Raw genomic sequence first — 17,710 nt, 5'->3', positions numbered from 1 at the left:
GATGAGTTTTCAAATGTCGCGACGTCAGTATGCAGATATGTTTGGACCAACCGTTGGAGATGCTGTTCGTTTAGCAGACACAGAGCTATTTATTGAAATTGAAAAAGATTTCACCACGTACGGAGATGAAGTAAAGTTCGGCGGAGGAAAAGTCATTCGTGACGGAATGGGGCAGCATCCTCTTGCAACACGAAGCGAAGCAGCGGACTTAGTGTTGACAAATGCAATTATTGTTGATTATACAGGCATATATAAAGCAGATATTGGAATAAAAGATGGACTCATTCAAACTATCGGAAAAGCGGGCAATCCCCTGCTGATGAATGAAGTAGACATCATCATTGGTGCCAGTACAGAAGTGATTGCAGCTGAAGGGAAAATTGTAACCGCCGGCGGTATTGATGCACATATTCATTTCATTTGTCCGCAGCAAATTGAAACTGCTCTTGCCTCGGGAGTTACAACAATGATTGGAGGAGGAACGGGACCGGCTACAGGAACAAAAGCTACAACTTGTACACCCGGAGCTTGGCATATTGAACGAATGCTTGAAGCTGCTGAAGCATTCCCAATGAATATTGGCTTTTTAGGAAAAGGGAATGCAAGTGCCAAAGAGCCTTTAATTGAGCAAATTGAAGCTGGAGCGATTGGACTAAAGCTTCATGAAGACTGGGGAACCACGGCATCTGCCATTGACACAAGCTTACAGGTAGCAGACGAGTACGATGTTCAAATTGCGATTCATACAGATACTTTAAATGAAGGCGGCTTTGTCGAAGATACGATTGCAGCGATTGGCGATCGAGTCATTCATACCTATCATACTGAAGGAGCTGGAGGCGGACATGCACCTGATATTATGGAAATGGCAAGCTTTCCAAACGTGCTTCCATCATCAACTAATCCAACAAGACCCTATACTGTCAACACGCTTGAAGAACATTTAGATATGCTCATGGTATGTCATCATCTTGATCCCTCTGTACCAGAAGACATCGCTTTTGCTGATTCTCGCATTCGCAAAGAAACCATTGCAGCTGAAGATATTTTACACGATTTAGGTGTATTCAGCATGATTTCTTCAGATTCCCAAGCAATGGGACGTGTAGGAGAAGTGATTACAAGAACGTGGCAAACAGCTGACAAAATGAAAAAGCAGCGAGGGAAACTTGATGGTGACAGCGAAGCTGGCGATAACGCACGTGTCAAACGCTATGTAGCTAAATATACGATTAACCCAGCTATTGCTCATGGAATTTCCGAATACGTAGGATCAGTAGAAACAGGGAAAATGGCTGACTTAGTCCTATGGGAGCCAGCTTTTTTTGGAATAAAGCCTGACTTGATTGTAAAAGGCGGTTTGATTGCACACAGCTTAATGGGAGATCCTAACGCGTCAATTCCAACTCCACAGCCGGTTTTATACCGTCCGATGTTTGCTTCTTATGGAAAAGCAAGAGCTAAAACGTCTCTTACGTTTGTGTCAAAAGCAGCGTACGAGAACAAAGTGGGCGAGAAACTGGGGTTGCAAAAGCTGCTTAAACCGGTCAAAAATATTCGTCAATTAAAAAAAACAGATATGAAGTTAAACGGGGAAATGCCTAAAATTGAAGTTGATCCCCAAACGTACGAAGTAAAAGTAGATGGACAAATGATTACATGTGAAGCAGCAGAAGTTGTGCCTATGGCACAGCGATACTTTTTATTTTGAGGTGAAAGAAATGGTAATCGAAAAAATTATCGGAAATATGGCAACATTAGAAAAACGGGCTCCGCATATAGAAACGGTATATATCGAAAGTGATCACTTAGTAAAACGCGTTCAGCGCGTTGTAACAGATCACGGTAAGGAACTAGGAATTCGTCTAAAAGAAAATCGCGAGCTCACTGATGGCGACGTGCTGTTTATGGATAAAAGCAATATGATTGTTGTTCAGGTGGTGGCAGACGATATTTTAACGATTCAGCCGATTGATATTCAGCAAATGGGAGAAATTGCTCATCAGCTTGGCAACCGACATTTGCCAGCACAGTTTGAAGGTGGAGACATGCTCGTACAGTACGATTATTTAGTCGAAGAATTGCTTCAGCAGCTTGATATTCCCTATAAGCGCGAAAAAAGAAAAGTAAAACAAGCTTTTAAGCATATCGGACACAGTCATGACTAATTCATTGCTTTCGCTGATTCAACTATGTGATTCAAATTTTCCATCCGGTGCATTTTCACATTCGTTTGGCTTTGAAACGTATATTCAGCGAGATCAAATTTACAACACAGAAACCTTTCAAGAAGCGCTTCGTACATACCTTGATGTTCAGCTGACGTATACGGACGGCTTAGCATGCAGACTGGCTTATGAGTATGCAAATCATGACCAGTTTAACGAAATTATAAGAGTGGATCATGAATTATACGCTCTTGCTTTGTCAAAAGAAACAAGAGAAGGGACGAGACGCGTGGGCCAGCGCATGTTAAAACTTTGCTTAGAGTTATTTCAAGGCTCTTATTTAGAAAAGTATATGAGTGAAGTAAAAGCAAAGAAGGCGTATGGACATCCTGCTGTTGTATTTGCATTAGCCAGCCTGCAGTTAAACATTACAAAAGAAGAGGCAATTTTAAGTCACTTGTACGCTAGTATTTCTTCGTTAATTCAAAATGCTGTTCGCGGCATACCGATCGGGCAAACCGATGGGCAAAAAACGCTCGTTCTTTTTCAGCCGCTGCTGCAGCAAGCACTTCAGCATATTTTACAAGCAGATCAAGAGGAATTTGGTGCGGTGACACCAGGGTTAGAAATTGCTCAAATGCAGCATGAACAGTTGCATGTTCGATTGTTCATGTCATAAAAAAGGAGGGAAAGCCTTCTAACAATGAAGGCGTAAAAATGAATGCAATTAAAATTGGAATTGGTGGACCTGTTGGTGCAGGGAAAACAATGTTAGTAGAACGATTAACGCGTGCACTAGAAGGACAGCTAAGCATGGCAGTCGTTACAAACGATATTTACACAAAAGAAGATGCGCAATTTCTAGTAAAAAACAGTATTTTGCCAGAAAATCGTATCGTAGGAGTAGAAACAGGAGGATGTCCTCATACGGCCATTCGAGAAGATGCATCTATGAACTTTGCTGCGATCGATGAGTTAGTGGAACGCCACCCCGATGTTGAACTTATTTTTGTAGAAAGCGGAGGAGATAATTTAGCCGCAACGTTTAGCCCAGAGCTCGTTGATTTTTCGATTTATATCATCGACGTAGCACAAGGGGAAAAAATCCCGCGTAAAGGCGGTCAAGGAATGATTAAATCTGATTTATTCATTATCAACAAAACAGATTTAGCCCCGTATGTAGGAGCCAGTTTAGAAGTAATGGAAAAAGATACAATCCAAGCAAGAGGGCACAAGCCTTTTGTTTTCACCAATTTAAAAGAAGATAAAGGGCTCGACCAAGTGATAGAATGGATTAAAAAAGAGGCCTTTTTAATCGGCCTTGAATCATGAGCTACACGGGTTATTTAGAGCTTCGAGCAGAAAGAAACAGTGAGCGAACCGTTATTAAAGATACGTACCATTACGGTGCTTTCAAAGTTGCCAGACCTATTTACATGACTCCTGAATCCCCTTTTGTTTATATGCTTCACGTAGGCGGAGGATACGTAAGCGGAGACAAGTATAAAACGATGATAACGGTAGAGAAAAATGCCCAGCTGACGGCTACTACTCAATCTGCGACAAAGGTGTACAAAACACCGAACAAAGCTGTTTTACAAGAAACGTGTATAACCCTTGAAGAACAAGCAATCATGGAATATATACCAGACCCGCTTATTTTGTATGAAAATGCTGCATTTGTCCAAGAAATAACGGTTCGTATGGCACAAAACGCTGCTTTGTTTATGTGTGACAGCATCACCCCGGGGTGGTCGCCGGATGGGCAGCTGTTTCAATATACCTCTATGCGTTCCAAGCTTAAACTGTATGTAAACGAGCAGCTGAAGGTATACGATCACTTATACTTGAAGCCAGAAAGCCATTTGCGCGGCATGATGAAAATGGAAGGGTATACTCATTTTGGATCGATTATCATTGTTCATCCAAACGCCGACGACGCATTTACAGCGAAAGTACATCAGCTGTGCGAAGAGGCAGGCTGTAAAGTAGGAGCTTCTGCACTTCCGATCCCTGGATGTGCTATTCGAATATTAGCTGCTAGTACACAAGAAGTTGAAGACATAATCGCTAAAGTATACGGATTGTTCCGACAGCATTTACTAAAAGCTGAAGTATCACTTTTGCGTAAGTATTAAAGAGGCTGGGACAAAAATATGTTAGTTGAAAGAAGATCCGAACGAGCTGGATTCTTAATGGAGAATCAAATTCGTTCGGATTTTTTTATTGGTAGGGTGAACGTAGGTTTCCTGTATGTAGCTCCTTCTACCCGTTGATTAAAGGGCAAAGCGGCGTCTTGCACAAAAATCAACAGCTGTGGAACAGGCAGTCCAGGTCATTTATCCTACTTATTCATCTTTAGATTGAATTGTTTTCGTTGTGTCTCATTCGCTTTTAGAACCACAGGCTAAACAATCCGTCGCTTACACCTAAATTATACATATAATAAAGGCCAAATATAATGCTGACAGCGCCTGTTACCTGCAGTAAGCAGCGGTTTAACGTCACTTGTTTTTTAGTTGTAACGAATGGAATTCCAATGACCGTGGTAAATAACAGCATGCCAAGACAAGTGCCGATTCCAAAAATGATAATGTACAGAGCACCTTGCCATACGTGAGTAACGGTGCTAATCGTTAATACAACCATCGCTGCGCTTCCGGCCAGTCCATGAACAAAGCCAATGCCCAATGACTTTAAGTAAGACGTTTTTTCGTGATGCGTATGTACTTGTTTTTTGTAAGACAGAAACGATGTGAAACCGAGGTAAACGAGCATAATGCCCACTAAAAATTCAAGTGACATGCTCATACGTTCAGAAATACTGCTTTTTAACACCATTAAAATCATGCCAAAAATAAACAGCGTAAGCGTATGGCCAATCCCCCAGTACACTCCTGCAAGCGAAGAGCGCCACAGTTTTTTACTTTTTGAAGCAATGGTTGATACAGCGATAATATGATCTGGTTCTAGAGCATGCTTGATTCCTAAAAGAAACCCTAGTATTAAAATTGAAAAAAAACTTGTTTCCATGTCAGCTTTCTCATCCTTTCGTACGTATAACACTAGTATACCGTACGATTTTGTTTTAATAAACAGAAAATTCTAAACGAAAATATCTGGTCGAATAGCTAAACTATTTATCAATTTACAATAAGTTACAAATATTAAAGAAGATGTAGTATAAAAATTTTACATTTACAAAAACTATGAGTAAATTATTGTGAGGTTGATAACTATGGACAAAATTTCTACTGATATTATGCTGTGGAGTTCTTTTATACGTCAAAATGTTAGGACAGAACGTGACTAGACTAGAAGCTCTTTTATGGAGCATTGCGTTGCCGGGCTTTGGACAATTACTAAACAAAAAACATATAAAAGGAATTTTGTTTATTGTACTTGAATTTCTCATTAATATGGGCGCAAATTTTAATGAAGGCATCCGCTTAAGCTTTTTAGGAGAAACAAGGCAGTCCCTAGAAGTAATGAACATACAGTGGTTAATGTTTTATCCATGTTTATATTTTTTTGCAATTTGGGATGCTGTTAAAGAAGCAGAAAACGGCGCATCGAGATTTACATTTATTCCTTTTGTCTCCTGTGCTTATTTTGTTACAGTAGGCATTATGTATTCCTCAGTAACAACCATCAACGGTGTTTTTATAGGACCAATTTGGCTTCCTATGCTGTCTGTTATACCTGGACTTGTTGTCGGACTCATTGTCAAAAAGCTATTAGAAGTGTATATACATAAGAAAAAATAAACGTCATTACAATCTATACATCCGTAGATTTTAATGGACGTTTATTTTATTTTTGTTTATAAATAAGTAATAAAGTCTCTTATTTAGGGAACGTACTAACAGTGGCTGTTTTTACATAATTTTAAGAGAGCGCGGACTACTCATAAAAAAGAGCACATTGAAAATGGAGAGAATGGGTACGAGCTTATATAATAGCACTTTGACAAAAAGAAGCTGGTGAGAAGGTGGATAGAGGATGATCACAAATGGTATTTATCGTTTTTTTCTTATCTGGTACGTATGCGGAGTCGTCTTGCTTTCCTTCGATTTGCTGCCTTCATGGTTAGAATGGGCAAACGCGGTCTTTTTACACTTGAGCAGTCTTCTTGCTCTTATTTATCTAGCTAAAGCTTATGGAGTAAGGCGGGCACTGCTCGTTGCGATATTTGTGACAGGCGCATCTATTTATATCGAAAGTCTAGGTGTTAAGTATGGATTTTTATTTGGATCCTACGATTACGAAAAAGATTTTGGCGCCAAAATTTTAGGTGTTCCTCTGACCATTGGTTCGGCTTGGTTTATGGTTGTGGTTACAAGCAGAATACTAGCTCTAGGAATTATGAAACGTATGGAGCTGCCGTTTATTGTCCATGGAATTGCCTATGCAGTCATTAGTTCGCTTTTTGCTGTTATTATGGATTTGGCTATTGATCCTGTTGCCTATGTTGTTAAACAATATTGGGTGTGGGAAGGGGACAGCTTTTATTATAATATTCCTTTATCAAATTTCTCCGGCTGGTTTTTATTGTCTTTCTTCATTCAGCTGGTCGTATACTTCTTTTTAGCTAAGTCTCCTAAAGAGGAAAATCCGGTGTGGGAAAAAAGAATGGTATTTTTGTATAGTGCAGTTGTCATGATGTTTGTGATTGTAGCGTTGGCAAATGGCCTATGGCTTGTCGTATGGCTGACGATGATTCCTTTTCTTATTCTTTATATTGTGTATAAAAAGGAGACTCGCTTATGATTTACCCGAAGAAAAACTCAATATTTGAGCGATTTTTTCAACTGTTTGTCACATATCAGCTTAAAAAGCAATTTTATCGTATTCATTTACATATAGGAGGGCTCCCAAAAGATAAAAAAATTTTATTAATTGCTAATCATTCCAGCTGGTGGGACGGTTTAGTGACATTTTATTTAAATAACGCGGTATTAAAAACAGATCTATACGCTATGATGTCCGAACAAGGAATGAAGGATTTTCCTTTTTTTCAACGAATCGGAGCTTTTTCAGTAAATGCAGCGTCTCCGAAGCATACGGTGGAATCGTTAAGGTTTGCCAGTAAGCTGTTAGAAGAGAAAAAAGCGGTGCTTATTTTTCCCCAAGGAAAAGAAGAGCATCTTGAAAAAAGACCGTTAACTTTTTCTGAAGGACCTGCTTTTCTTCTAAAGAAGCATTCTGACGTTGAAGTTATTCCCATTACGTATTATTATACGTTTCGCCATGATCAGCGACCGGAGCTTTTTATCTGGATAGGGCAAGCTGTTTTTTACGACTCGGCCAAGGCAAGAGAAGAGATAACCAACATGCTAGGCGGTGCAGTCACTGCTCAGCTTGATTATCAAAAACAGAAAATAATTCAAGAAAACGATGAGGAGTTTACGGTTTTATTAAAAGGAAAAAAGACGCTTAGTGAATGGTTAACGTGGTGGAAAGCGAAGGTGAAAGAATGATTTACTATATGCTTTTATTTATTTTTATGCTGCTTTTAACCATTGTAAATATTCAAGCAATGCCTAAATTAAAAAGATACGAGCCGGATTCCAAAACACCTCAGCCTCTCATTTCTATTTTGATTCCAATGCGAAATGAAGAACGAAATGTAAAGCGAATCATTTCCTCTATTAAAGGATTAACGTACAGCAATCTAGAATGTGTCATACTAGACGATCAGTCCACAGATCAAACACGAACACAGCTGTTGAAAGAAATTCACGGGGATCCGAGGTTTACCATCATAGAAGGAAAAGAGCTGAGAGAGGGTTGGGTCGGAAAAGTTCATGCCTGTTACCAGCTGTCGCAAGCTGCAAATGGAGAATATTTATTGTTTATAGACGCAGATGTAGAACTAAAAGAACGTACACTAGAACATACTTTAGCCACAGCACAAGCGGCAAAAGCCGCTCTTTTAACAGGTTTCCCTCGTTTTCCCGTAAAAACGTGGTTAGAAGCATTGGTTGTTCCGCTTCAGCATGTGGTTGTTTTTAGTTATTTACCGGTTGTCGTAGCTAATCGTAACAAGATGAGCAAAGCTTCCGCGGCTCACGGTGCTTTTATGTTTATAAAAAAAGAAGCTTACGAGGCCGTAGGAGGACATGAAGCCGTCAAATCTTCACTAGTAGAAGATGTCCACCTAGCCCAGCTTTTTAAGCAAAAGAAACACCGCGTCATTTTAGCTAATATTACCTCTCATGTTAGCTGTTATATGTATGAAACAACAGAAGAAGTATGGAACGGTTTTGCTAAAAACATCTTTGTAGGTCTGGGCCGCTCCGCTAAAGCAGTTTGGGTACTAAGCGTTTATTTTGCCTGTTACTATGTGCTGCCGCTTCCTTTTTTTATAGCAGGAATATTCACAGGCAACATGCTTTGGATTCTTCCTTTTTGCATTATGCTTTTTCAGCGGTTTTTAATTGACCGGTCGGCTCAGCAAAAAGGGCTTTTATTTTGTACGATGCCCGCGTCGGCAATTGTGCTGATGCTGCTGATGAATCATTCCATGAAGCGTGAACGAAAAAAGCAGGGATATGAATGGAAAGGAAGGCATTATCAATGAAAAAAGTACTAATAGTTGGGGCAGGATTAGGCGGATTAGCTGCAGGAGTTCTTCTTCAAACAAAGGGGTTCGATGTCACAATTGTGGAAAAAAACGAGCATGTAGGCGGAAAAATGATGCCTGTGCAGCTAGGAGAATATTCTTTTGATTTTGGGCCTAATACCATTACAATGCCCGAAGTTTTTCAGTGGTTATTTGAGCAAGCGGGTGAACGTCCAGAAGACTATATGCCTCTTGTCAAACTAACGCATCATACGAATAATTTCTTCACCGACGGCTCCCAATTTTCCATGTCTATAGATGAAAGAAAAATGATTCAGCAGCTTGAACGTCTCGATCCCTTTGCTGCAGAGCAATACCCTGCCTATTTGAAAGAAGTAAAAAGAATATACGACATTGCAAAAAGCCAATTTTTCTACCGGACATTTTCATCGTGGAAAGATTACACAAACCCTTCTTTATTAAAAGCATTGCTGCAAGTAAGACCGTTTGAAACAGTAGATACGTTTCATCAGCGTTTTTTTCGAAACGAAAATATACGAAATGCATTTAATCGATATGCAACCTATATCGGATCTTCACCTTATACATCACCCGCTACGTTTTCATTGATTGGACATTTAGAAATGAATGATGGGGTGTACTATGTAAAAGGAGGAAATGCTAGAATTGCAAAAGGGCTGGGACATGTGTTCCAAAAAGCAGGAGGAAAGCTGTATACAAACTGCAGTGTTACTGAAATAATCGTAAAAAATAAACGGGCTGTCGGAGTGGAAGTAAATGGAGAAGAAAAGATAGACGCGGATATCGTTATTGTGAACGGGGACTTGCTAAAAGCCTATCCGGCACTTGTAAAAGAACAGGATAGACCTCATTTTAAAAACAAAAAAGCAGCTGAATTCGAGCCTTCCATATCAGCTTATGTGATCATGGCAGCTGTTAAGAAGCGCTTTTCTCAGCTGATTCATCATCAAGTGTATTTTTCTCAGGATTATAAACAGGAATTCTATGAACTATTTCAACAAAAAACGCTTCCAACCGATCCCACCATTTACATTTGTAATTCTTCATATACCGATAAAACGGTAGCTCCGGGCGATAATTTATTTATTTTAGTGAATGCTCCTGCTGTGAAAGAAGAGAATCAAGAAGAAATGAAAGCTTATAGAGAAGTTGTCTATCGCAAGCTTTCTCAGTTTGATTTAGATATCGAGCCTTGGCTTGTACATGAACGAATTGTTACTCCATATGAAATTGAACAAACGTTTGGTGCATTTAAAGGTGCTCTGTACGGCGTGAGTTCAAACCGGAAAATGGATAGTTTTCTTCGCCCAAGCAACGTCTCAAAAGATGTTAAAAACTTATATTTTGTAGGAGGAACGACTCACCCTGGAGGAGGGTCTCCTATGGTCACGATTAGCGGCATCAATGTAGCTATGCTTATTTCATCATCCTAATTGATAAATCAGGATTGTCAAAAAGTTTAGTTTTTTGGTACTATAAGAAAGTGCAGAGGCTGTTAACCTACTGTTATTACGGATGGAAAAAATGAAAAAATATGTTACATAACGAAGTTGAAAAGGTGATTACATAACTATATGATTGTATTTACGTGTCTTATTATTATCATAAGCATTATCCGTCCGTACTTGGAAAGCGTGACTGTTAAGCGAATTGCTTCAGAAGGCAAAAAAATTCGCTACTACAAAGAACAGTTCTTTTTTTATGTGCTAATTTTACTATTTTATATTGCGGTGATGGTATACCATAGGGTTCCAATTTCTATGTTAGGATTACAGGGAGTATATCTCGATACGATTCACCGCACGGCTCCGTATCCAGCGTGGATTGAATATTTGCTGCTTTTAATCTTTGCAGGCTTTATCATTCTTTCCATTATGCTTCAATGGATGAAAGATCATGGAGAAACGGTTTTTGTGGAACAGGAAATGCCCACGTCAATTGAGGCAACCGTTCCTAAAACGGAAAGAGAGCAAAAGTGGTGGCTTGCATACAGCGGTATCTCCAGCTTCGTAGAAAGTACCGTTTATTTTCCTAGCTTTTATTTATATAGTCACTATATATTAGCCATTGAAAACACATGGGTAGGCTCTTTCTCACTTTTGGTGAAGGTAAACGTCGCTATATGTCAAAGACATGCATTATTTTTTCAGAAAAACAACTCTACCTATAATAATGGTATGAGCACTCGTTTTTTCAACAGCTCATCACTTGCCCGACCATACATCATACGTTTTAACATCTTCACACGATGTATATGTCCTTCAGATAGCCCATTACTTAAAGGATCAACACAAGCAGCCATTACCCCTTGTAAATCTTTTTCTATATAGGTTATAAAGGTATCGAGAGCTGGAAACGAATACATTTTACATGTTTCAATCCAACCAGGTATGCCTTGATTACTACGTTTACTCACGATGTTTCTAAATTTACGTGTCACTTCAAATAATTGTGGTATTAATGGAAACTCTTTTAAACATGCCGAAGGTAATGAATCTAACCAGTTTCTATTCTTTTCACTCCATATTTTCCACAGTAGGGAAGCTCTAGACAAAGAATGCGTTGTGGCACTGGCTCTATATTCATGACGAATTCTCGAAACGGCTTCATTTAAAGTAGAGCGACATCCTGTATAGCCTATCTTTTTAAGTTCTGCCTCCATACGACTCGTCGTCCACCCAGATAGGTTCCATTGACGTAATTGATTTAGGAATGGATCTAATAGTCTTACACGACTAATAGGCTCTTTTTTCTTGCGTCTTAAATCTTTATAGACCGTATTACGTGAAATATGCATTTGACGCGAAATCCAAGCAATGGATTTCCCTTTTTCTTTCCACTCTTTCACTTCTAAGGCGCGTTGCCAAACTTGCTCAGCATACTGATGGCGTTGAACATCTGTCTTGCGGATAATAAGTGGTTCTGTTGTAGGATTTTTATATTCTGTTTTTCTCCATATAGATGGAAAAGATTGTTGTAAGGTCTCTCGAATTGCTGTAAATAAACCTTTCAGAATATGCCAACGGTCCGTAATCTGATAAGCATGAGGCAGCGCTTGAGAGATAGCCTTAGCGTATGTGAAAGAACCATCACGAGTCACCGTTTGAATCGTTGGATGCTGTTCGAGCCATTTTACGACTGTTTCTTTATCTCTCCCATTTAAAATAGCGATGGGTCTTCGGGTTTCTTGATTGATAATAATCGTACCGTAACGACAACGCTTCTTAAATGCAAAGTCATCAATCCCAATATGAACCGGCGGTTCATAAGAAGGCAGCTTCAATTTATGAAGCAGGCGTAAAAGCGTATGATGACTGGTTACAATACCTAGATGCTTAGACAGCCGAGATGCTACTTTGCAGCTCGTAGATAGTGCGATTGACTTTAACATCTCTTGTAAACGTTTGGTTTTGCGTTGATAGGTCCCTAACCACGTAAATCTTTCTGTAAAAATAGCTTGTGGGCAACTACAGTCATCGCAAAAAAACTTACGTGTTTGTATCTTTATATATGTTGTTTTACCATACGCCGGTACATCCTGAAGGGATCGAACATATTGGCTATGAATACGGTGAGATAGAGTATGACAAGACGGACATATACAAGAGGAATGTTTAGATTTTACTAGATACATATAAGATTGATCTTCTTGTATAACTCGTAAGCATTCTATATTAGTGAAAGAAGAAAAAGGCATGTTGAGATTCGCTCCTTTTTATTTCACTATATCATCTATAAAGCACCTTCACCAAAAGTGAGAAAGAGCCCATGGGTATTGGCCGTCTTAATTGGTATTGGTTATTTCCTATCACAGCTAGCTTTCCAGCGTGACCGTTTAAGTGTCCAGACGCTGTTAGTTGGTATTGGGCTAGGCGCTTTATTTATCATGACGAAGTCAGTTGTCATCATGGTCTTGTACTATGGCTTTAGCTTTTTGATTTATGATATTTACCAGCAAGATCGCAATCTAGTAAAAAGCACAGATGATCACTAAGAAACAACACGGCATAAAGCTGTGTTGTTTCTTTTTTTTATAATTTATAAAAAAAGCTTGAAAAGCGCTTTCAATAGTCTTATAATTTAGATAAATCGATTTACTAAACCGGTTTAGTAAGTGGTTAGTTAGTATAATAAGAAAGGTAGGTCGATTTATGAATAGTATCATTATCCCGTTAAATGCATTCGAAACAACAGGCTTTCAGCACACCATGATTGGGAAAATATATGAGCAGCAAGTACATGGAGTGGAAATTCGAAGAGAGTTAATGAAAAAAGTAGATCAAGAGATTGAGCTTATTGCCGAAGAATTAAAAACATATCCGCTTTTTACAGTATATTCGGCTCCAATTGAACTGTGGAAAGAAAATGGAGAGTTAAACACACAAGAATTAAAAGCTATTCTTGAAGAAGCCGTATCACTTGGCGCTCAGTGGGTAAAAGTTTCTCTTGGTTTTTATCAGCCCCAATCGCCTATGGCAGATTTACAGCAGCTATTAGAAGCATTTCCAGCTTTACGTCTATTTGTAGAGAACGATCAAACCAGTCACGGAGGCAACATAGCATCTCTGCATGCATTTTTTGATAACGCTTACGAAGTTCCTGTTTCCATGACGTTTGATATTGGTAATTGGCTTTATGTACATGAACAACCCCAGGAAGCAATCAAAATGCTAAGGTCATTTGTGGGCTATATTCATATTAAACACGTCATAAAAAGCAGTGGAAAGCTAGTGACAACCGCTATATCAAACGATTCAAATGAAATGTGGAAAGATATTTTGAAAGGGTTTTCTCATTCGATTTTTAAAGCTTTAGAGTTTCCAATCGATGAACCGGAACAAATTCCCGGCTTCATTTCATCGGTGCAAGCAGCAGAACAGGAGGAAGTTCAATGAATTCATTAGACGTTATTACCTTCGGAGAAGCAATGGCGATGTTCATGGCAGAACAGCCGGGACCGCTGCATGAGATTAAGCATTATACGAAAGAACTGGCCGGAGCAGAAACAAATGTAGCAATTGGTCTCGCTCGTCTCGGTCTGCGCGCAGGCTGGGTGAGCAAAGTCGGCAACGATCCTTTCGGTACGTTTATTATGAAACGTCTACAAGAGGAATATGTCAACACCGATTGTGTACTAGTAGACAGCGAACATGCAACAGGCTTTCAAATTAAATCAAAAGTGGAAGTGGGAGATCCGGAAGTTTGTTACTTCCGAAAAAATTCAGCAGCCAGTCACTTGCACTCGAGCGATCTTAATCAAAACTATTTTTTAGCGGCAAAACATATGCATATGACAGGCATACCGCTTGCTGTGTCAGCAAGTATGCGCGATTTTGCTCTACATGCACTTACATCGATGAAAGCAGCTGGAAGAACGGTTTCCTTTGACCCAAACCTGAGACCCACTCTTTGGAAATCGCAAGAAGAAATGGTTGTTACAATCAATGAAGCTGCTAAACAAGCAAACTACGTTCTGCCGGGCATTGAAGAAGGAAAAATCTTAACCGGCTACGAAAATCCAGAAGACATTGCTTCTTACTATTTAGATGCAGGTGTAGAGCTTGTGGTTATTAAACTAGGTGAACAAGGAGCCTTTTTTAAGACGGCTAAAGAGCAAGGGATGGTTGAAGGAATAAAAGTGAAACAAATAGTGGATACAGTCGGAGCAGGAGACGGTTTTGCAGTAGGACTATTAAGCGGACTTCTTCAAAATGATTCTCTTACTCAGTCTGTAAGGAGAGCAAATGCTATTGGGGCATTAGCTGTACAAAGCCCTGGAGATAACGACGGATATCCAACTGAACAGCAGTTGCAAAGATATATGGAATCCCAAAAACAAGGAGTGAAGTGATAATGAAACAGCAGCTAGCAAAAAAAAGATGGCTTCGATTAATTCCTATCGTATTTATTACGTATAGCCTTGCATATTTAGACCGTGCAAACTATGGGTTTGGAGCAGCGGCAGGGCTGGCAGAAGATCTTCATATTACGCCAGGTATTTCGTCTTTATTAGGGTCGCTCTTTTTCTTAGGTTATTTCTTTTTCCAAATTCCAGGCGCTCACTATGCTGAAAATAAAAGCGCCAAAAAGCTGATTTTTTGGTCTCTGATTTTATGGGGAGCACTTGCTACAGCTACGGGTATGGTAAGCCACGTCGGATTTTTGTTTGTTATTCGATTTGCTTTAGGAGTAGTTGAAAGTGCCGTTATGCCTGCTATGCTGGTATTTTTAAGCCACTGGTTTACAAAAGCAGAACGTTCTAGAGCCAACACGTTTTTAATTTTAGGAAACCCGGCAACCGTTCTTTGGATGTCTATTGTTTCTGGGTATTTGCTAGAATCGTTTGGCTGGAGATGGATGTTTATTTTAGAAGGTTTTCCAGCTGTTATTTGGGCATTTTTATGGTGGAAACTAGTAAATGACGAGCCAAAAGATGCAGGATGGCTGTCGAAAAAAGAAAAAGCAGATTTACACGATGCGCTGCAAAAGGAACAAGAAGGAATCAAACCTGTTAAAGGCTATAAAGAAGCTTTCAAAAATCGTACTGTCATTTTATTAAGCATTCAATATGCTTTATGGAGTATCGGTGTCTACGGATTTGTTATGTGGCTTCCGTCTATTATTAAAGCAGCGCCTAACATGAGTATAGTGAAAACAGGTTGGTTAGCGTCCGTTCCTTACGTATTAGCAGTTATATTAATGTTAACGGTTTCATATCTGTCAGATAAGTTTTTAAAACGAAGCGCATTTGTATGGCCGTTCTTATTAGTAGGAGCGTTTGCTTTTTACGGATCTTATTTAGTTGGCACAAGCAACTTCTGGCTTTCTTTTACTTTACTCGTTATCGCCGGAGGAACGATGTACGCTCCGTACGGACCGTTCTTTGCAATTATTCCTGAAATTTTACCGCGTAATGTTGCCGGAGGAGCAATGGCTTTAATTAATAGCATGGGCGCACTTGGTTCATTTGCCGGTTCTTATATTGTAGGATTTTTAAATGGATCAACAGGAGGATTTGGCGCTTCCTATATCTTTATGGCTGGATCATTATTCCTTGCGGCAGTTTTAACCATTGTCGCAACGAAAAAGCCAAGAGAAGTTCAAAGTGTAAAGCCAGTCGAAACAACGGCTTAATGTAACGATAAAAAAGGAGAATTGAGATGCATATTGAGAAAATTACAAGTAGCGGTATTGTAGCGGTCATTCGAGGAGCAAGTGCTGAGCGAATTATTCCGCTTGCCTACGCATTAAAAGAAGGCGGAGTAACAAACCTAGAAATTACAATGGAAAACCCTGCTGCTGTAGAGGTTATTAAAGAACTAAAAAATGAATTTGACGACTCGATGTTTATTGGAGCAGGAACTGTTCTAGACGAAGAAACAGCACGAATTGCTATTATGGCGGGAGCGTCATTTATTTTTTCTCCTACGGTTAATGAACGAACAATTAAAACGGCTAAAAGATACGGTGTCATTAGCGTTCCGGGTGCTTTTACACCAACTGAAATACTAACAGCCTATGAATGCGGTGCAGATATGATTAAAGTTTTCCCGGCAAGCGTAGTAGGCCCAGCTTATTTTAAAAATATAGCAGGGCCGCTTCCTCATATTCCATTAATGCCAACGGGCGGCGTTACGGCTGAAAATGCGGGCGCTTATATTAAAGCTGGAGCAGCTGCTATTGGGGCAGGAAGCACATTAGTGGATGGAAAGCAGCTTCCAACTCCTGAATACTTACGTCAAGTAACAAAGGAAGCGAAGCGTTTTACTAATGAAATTCAAGAAGCTAGGCTTGCGTACGCTTAATAAATAAAGCCTTCTGCTAGCAAGAAGGCTTTTCCTTTTTCGTTTTTTTCGTTTACACTAGGAGTAGCATAATTTTAGGGATTGAATGAAAAGGGCGGATTATGATGCAAAAAGTTACTATGCTGGACGTTGCAAAAGCAGCAAATGTCTCCAAAAGCACCGTATCACAATACATTAACAAACGGTATGAATATATGGGCGAAGAAACACGAAAGAAAATTAAAGAAGCGATTGATACACTCGGCTATCAGCCCAACTATCTAGCACGAAGCTTAAAACAAAAGCGAACGTCAATGATTGGGATTATTGTCGCGAATATTATGCACAGATTTTCTACTGAAGTCATTCGTGCAATTGAAGACTATTGCCATTCACAAGATATACATGCCATCATCTGTAACGCAGATGATGACCCTGATAAAGAAAAGAAATATATTAATATGTTAAAAGCAAAGCAAGTAGATGGCCTTATTTTATTTCCAACGGGAGCCAATACCTCTCTTTATGAGCAGATGATCAAAGAAGAATATCCAGTTGTTATTATGGATCGCAAAATTCACGATGTAAAAGGAAAAATTCCATCCGTAGTGGCGAACAACCAAGAAGCCACAAAACAGGCTATTTTGCATCTCCTCGAGCTGGGACATAAGCATATAGCGATTATTACAGAACCATTAACTATTACACCCCGGATTGAACGTGTAGAAGGGTACAAAGAAGCGTTAACATCAGCCAATATGCCTGTAAATGAATTCATGATTATCAACTGCAAAAAAGCGGACATGCAAAAAGCGCTTGAGAAGCTATTTGCAGCCGATAATCCGCCCACAGCGCTGCTTGCTGGAAACGATTTAGTATTCATTGAAGTGCAGAAATTTATTAAACAACACGGATTTAATATCCCAAATGATTTATCTTTAATTGTTTATGATAATATTCCTTACGCAGATGTAGCAACGCCTGCTGTTACGACGATTTCGCAGCCCGCTTTTGATATGGGAACAAAAGCAGCAGATTTACTTATTAAACAAATTTTAAAAGAAAAGATAGCTTATGAAGAGTACCAGTATGAGTGTGAATTAATTATTCGAGAAACAACTTTGTCGCATTAAACTAAAAAGAGCGCCTAT

The 17,710-nt window shown here is 39.4% G+C and carries 18 protein-coding genes; 16 read left to right on the top strand and 2 right to left on the bottom strand.

Annotation, left to right across the window (positions count from 1 at the left end; translation table 11 throughout):
- Window position 1 precedes the first annotated feature (1 nt).
- Genes ureC through BG04_RS26955 form a run of 5 tightly spaced genes read left to right on the top strand, consistent with a single transcriptional unit; the run spans window position 2 to window position 4,306 of the window.
- Window positions 2-1,711 carry an urease subunit alpha gene (gene ureC, locus BG04_RS26975; RefSeq protein ID WP_034650864.1) on the top strand — a complete coding sequence of 570 codons (1,710 nt, stop codon included), beginning with the start codon at window positions 2-4 and terminating at the stop codon, window positions 1,709-1,711.
- Window positions 1,712-1,721: 10 nt separating this feature from the next.
- Window positions 1,722-2,168, top strand: a complete 447-nt coding sequence (gene ureE / locus BG04_RS26970; RefSeq protein ID WP_034650867.1) for an urease accessory protein UreE — start codon at window positions 1,722-1,724, stop codon at window positions 2,166-2,168.
- Entirely contained in the window at window positions 2,161-2,847 is a 687-nt protein-coding gene (locus tag BG04_RS26965; protein ID WP_034650871.1) for an urease accessory protein UreF, read from the top strand. Before ureE ends, BG04_RS26965 begins: the two co-directional genes overlap by 8 nt.
- Window positions 2,848-2,885: 38 nt before the next feature.
- Complete coding sequence (gene ureG / locus BG04_RS26960; protein WP_013057654.1) at window positions 2,886-3,500, top strand: urease accessory protein UreG; 615 nt, start codon at window positions 2,886-2,888, stop codon at window positions 3,498-3,500.
- Window positions 3,497-4,306, top strand: coding sequence for an urease accessory protein UreD (locus tag BG04_RS26955; protein WP_016764673.1), 810 nt, complete (start codon window positions 3,497-3,499; stop codon window positions 4,304-4,306). Before ureG ends, BG04_RS26955 begins: the two co-directional genes overlap by 4 nt.
- Window positions 4,307-4,562: 256 nt before the next feature.
- Here BG04_RS26955 and BG04_RS26950 read toward each other — a convergent pair whose 3' ends face one another.
- Window positions 4,563-5,201 carry a HoxN/HupN/NixA family nickel/cobalt transporter gene (locus BG04_RS26950; RefSeq protein WP_034650876.1) on the bottom strand — a complete coding sequence of 213 codons (639 nt, stop codon included), beginning with the start codon at window positions 5,199-5,201 and terminating at the stop codon, window positions 4,563-4,565.
- 272 nt (window positions 5,202-5,473) lie between these two features.
- Here BG04_RS26950 and BG04_RS26945 point away from each other — a divergent pair, with 272 nt between their 5' ends.
- The 5 genes from BG04_RS26945 (at window position 5,474) to BG04_RS26925 (ending at window position 10,208) form a co-directional block, all read left to right on the top strand.
- Window positions 5,474-5,935, top strand: a complete 462-nt coding sequence (locus tag BG04_RS26945) for a hypothetical protein (protein WP_228459514.1) — start codon at window positions 5,474-5,476, stop codon at window positions 5,933-5,935.
- A 235-nt stretch (window positions 5,936-6,170) separates the two neighbouring features.
- On the top strand, window positions 6,171-6,938 hold the full coding sequence (locus BG04_RS26940; protein WP_034650879.1) for a carotenoid biosynthesis protein: 768 nt from the start codon (window positions 6,171-6,173) through the stop codon (window positions 6,936-6,938).
- Entirely contained in the window at window positions 6,935-7,648 is a 714-nt protein-coding gene (locus tag BG04_RS26935) for a lysophospholipid acyltransferase family protein (protein WP_034650882.1), read from the top strand. Before BG04_RS26940 ends, BG04_RS26935 begins: the two co-directional genes overlap by 4 nt.
- On the top strand, window positions 7,612-8,751 hold the full coding sequence (locus BG04_RS26930; protein WP_230586538.1) for a glycosyltransferase family 2 protein: 1,140 nt from the start codon (window positions 7,612-7,614) through the stop codon (window positions 8,749-8,751). Before BG04_RS26935 ends, BG04_RS26930 begins: the two co-directional genes overlap by 37 nt.
- Window positions 8,748-10,208, top strand: coding sequence for a phytoene desaturase family protein (locus tag BG04_RS26925; protein WP_034650887.1), 1,461 nt, complete (start codon window positions 8,748-8,750; stop codon window positions 10,206-10,208). The genes BG04_RS26930 and BG04_RS26925 overlap by 4 nt, the downstream gene beginning before the upstream one ends.
- Window positions 10,209-10,939: 731 nt before the next feature.
- On the opposite strand, the gene BG04_RS26920 is transcribed toward BG04_RS26925, so the two are convergent.
- Window positions 10,940-12,409: an ISL3 family transposase gene (locus BG04_RS26920; protein ID WP_230586604.1), complete on the bottom strand. Its 1,470-nt coding sequence runs from the start codon at window positions 12,407-12,409 to the stop codon at window positions 10,940-10,942.
- Between the two features lie 141 nt (window positions 12,410-12,550).
- Here BG04_RS26920 and BG04_RS26915 point away from each other — a divergent pair, with 141 nt between their 5' ends.
- The 6 genes from BG04_RS26915 (at window position 12,551) to BG04_RS26890 (ending at window position 17,692) form a co-directional block, all read left to right on the top strand.
- Window positions 12,551-12,769 (top strand): hypothetical protein, encoded by a 219-nt coding sequence (locus tag BG04_RS26915; protein ID WP_034650893.1) that lies wholly within the window; start codon window positions 12,551-12,553, stop codon window positions 12,767-12,769.
- Window positions 12,770-12,926: 157 nt separating this feature from the next.
- Window positions 12,927-13,670 (top strand): sugar phosphate isomerase/epimerase family protein, encoded by a 744-nt coding sequence (locus tag BG04_RS26910; protein ID WP_013083745.1) that lies wholly within the window; start codon window positions 12,927-12,929, stop codon window positions 13,668-13,670.
- The gene (locus BG04_RS26905) at window positions 13,667-14,626 is read left to right on the top strand and encodes a sugar kinase (protein ID WP_034650896.1); all 960 of its coding nucleotides are present in this window, start codon (window positions 13,667-13,669) and stop codon (window positions 14,624-14,626) included. The genes BG04_RS26910 and BG04_RS26905 overlap by 4 nt, the downstream gene beginning before the upstream one ends.
- Window positions 14,627-14,628: 2 nt before the next feature.
- Window positions 14,629-15,909, top strand: a complete 1,281-nt coding sequence (locus BG04_RS26900) for an MFS transporter (RefSeq protein ID WP_034650899.1) — start codon at window positions 14,629-14,631, stop codon at window positions 15,907-15,909.
- 26 nt (window positions 15,910-15,935) lie between these two features.
- Complete coding sequence (locus BG04_RS26895; protein ID WP_013083742.1) at window positions 15,936-16,580, top strand: bifunctional 4-hydroxy-2-oxoglutarate aldolase/2-dehydro-3-deoxy-phosphogluconate aldolase; 645 nt, start codon at window positions 15,936-15,938, stop codon at window positions 16,578-16,580.
- Window positions 16,581-16,681: 101 nt separating this feature from the next.
- Window positions 16,682-17,692 carry a LacI family DNA-binding transcriptional regulator gene (locus BG04_RS26890; protein WP_034266759.1) on the top strand — a complete coding sequence of 337 codons (1,011 nt, stop codon included), beginning with the start codon at window positions 16,682-16,684 and terminating at the stop codon, window positions 17,690-17,692.
- Window positions 17,693-17,710 lie beyond the last annotated feature (18 nt).

It is taken from the genome of Priestia megaterium NBRC 15308 = ATCC 14581, from assembly GCF_000832985.1.
Classification (GTDB): domain Bacteria; phylum Bacillota; class Bacilli; order Bacillales; family Bacillaceae_H; genus Priestia; species Priestia megaterium.
Note: the sequence above shows the minus strand (reverse complement) of the source record. Positions and strands in the feature narration are given on the sequence as shown.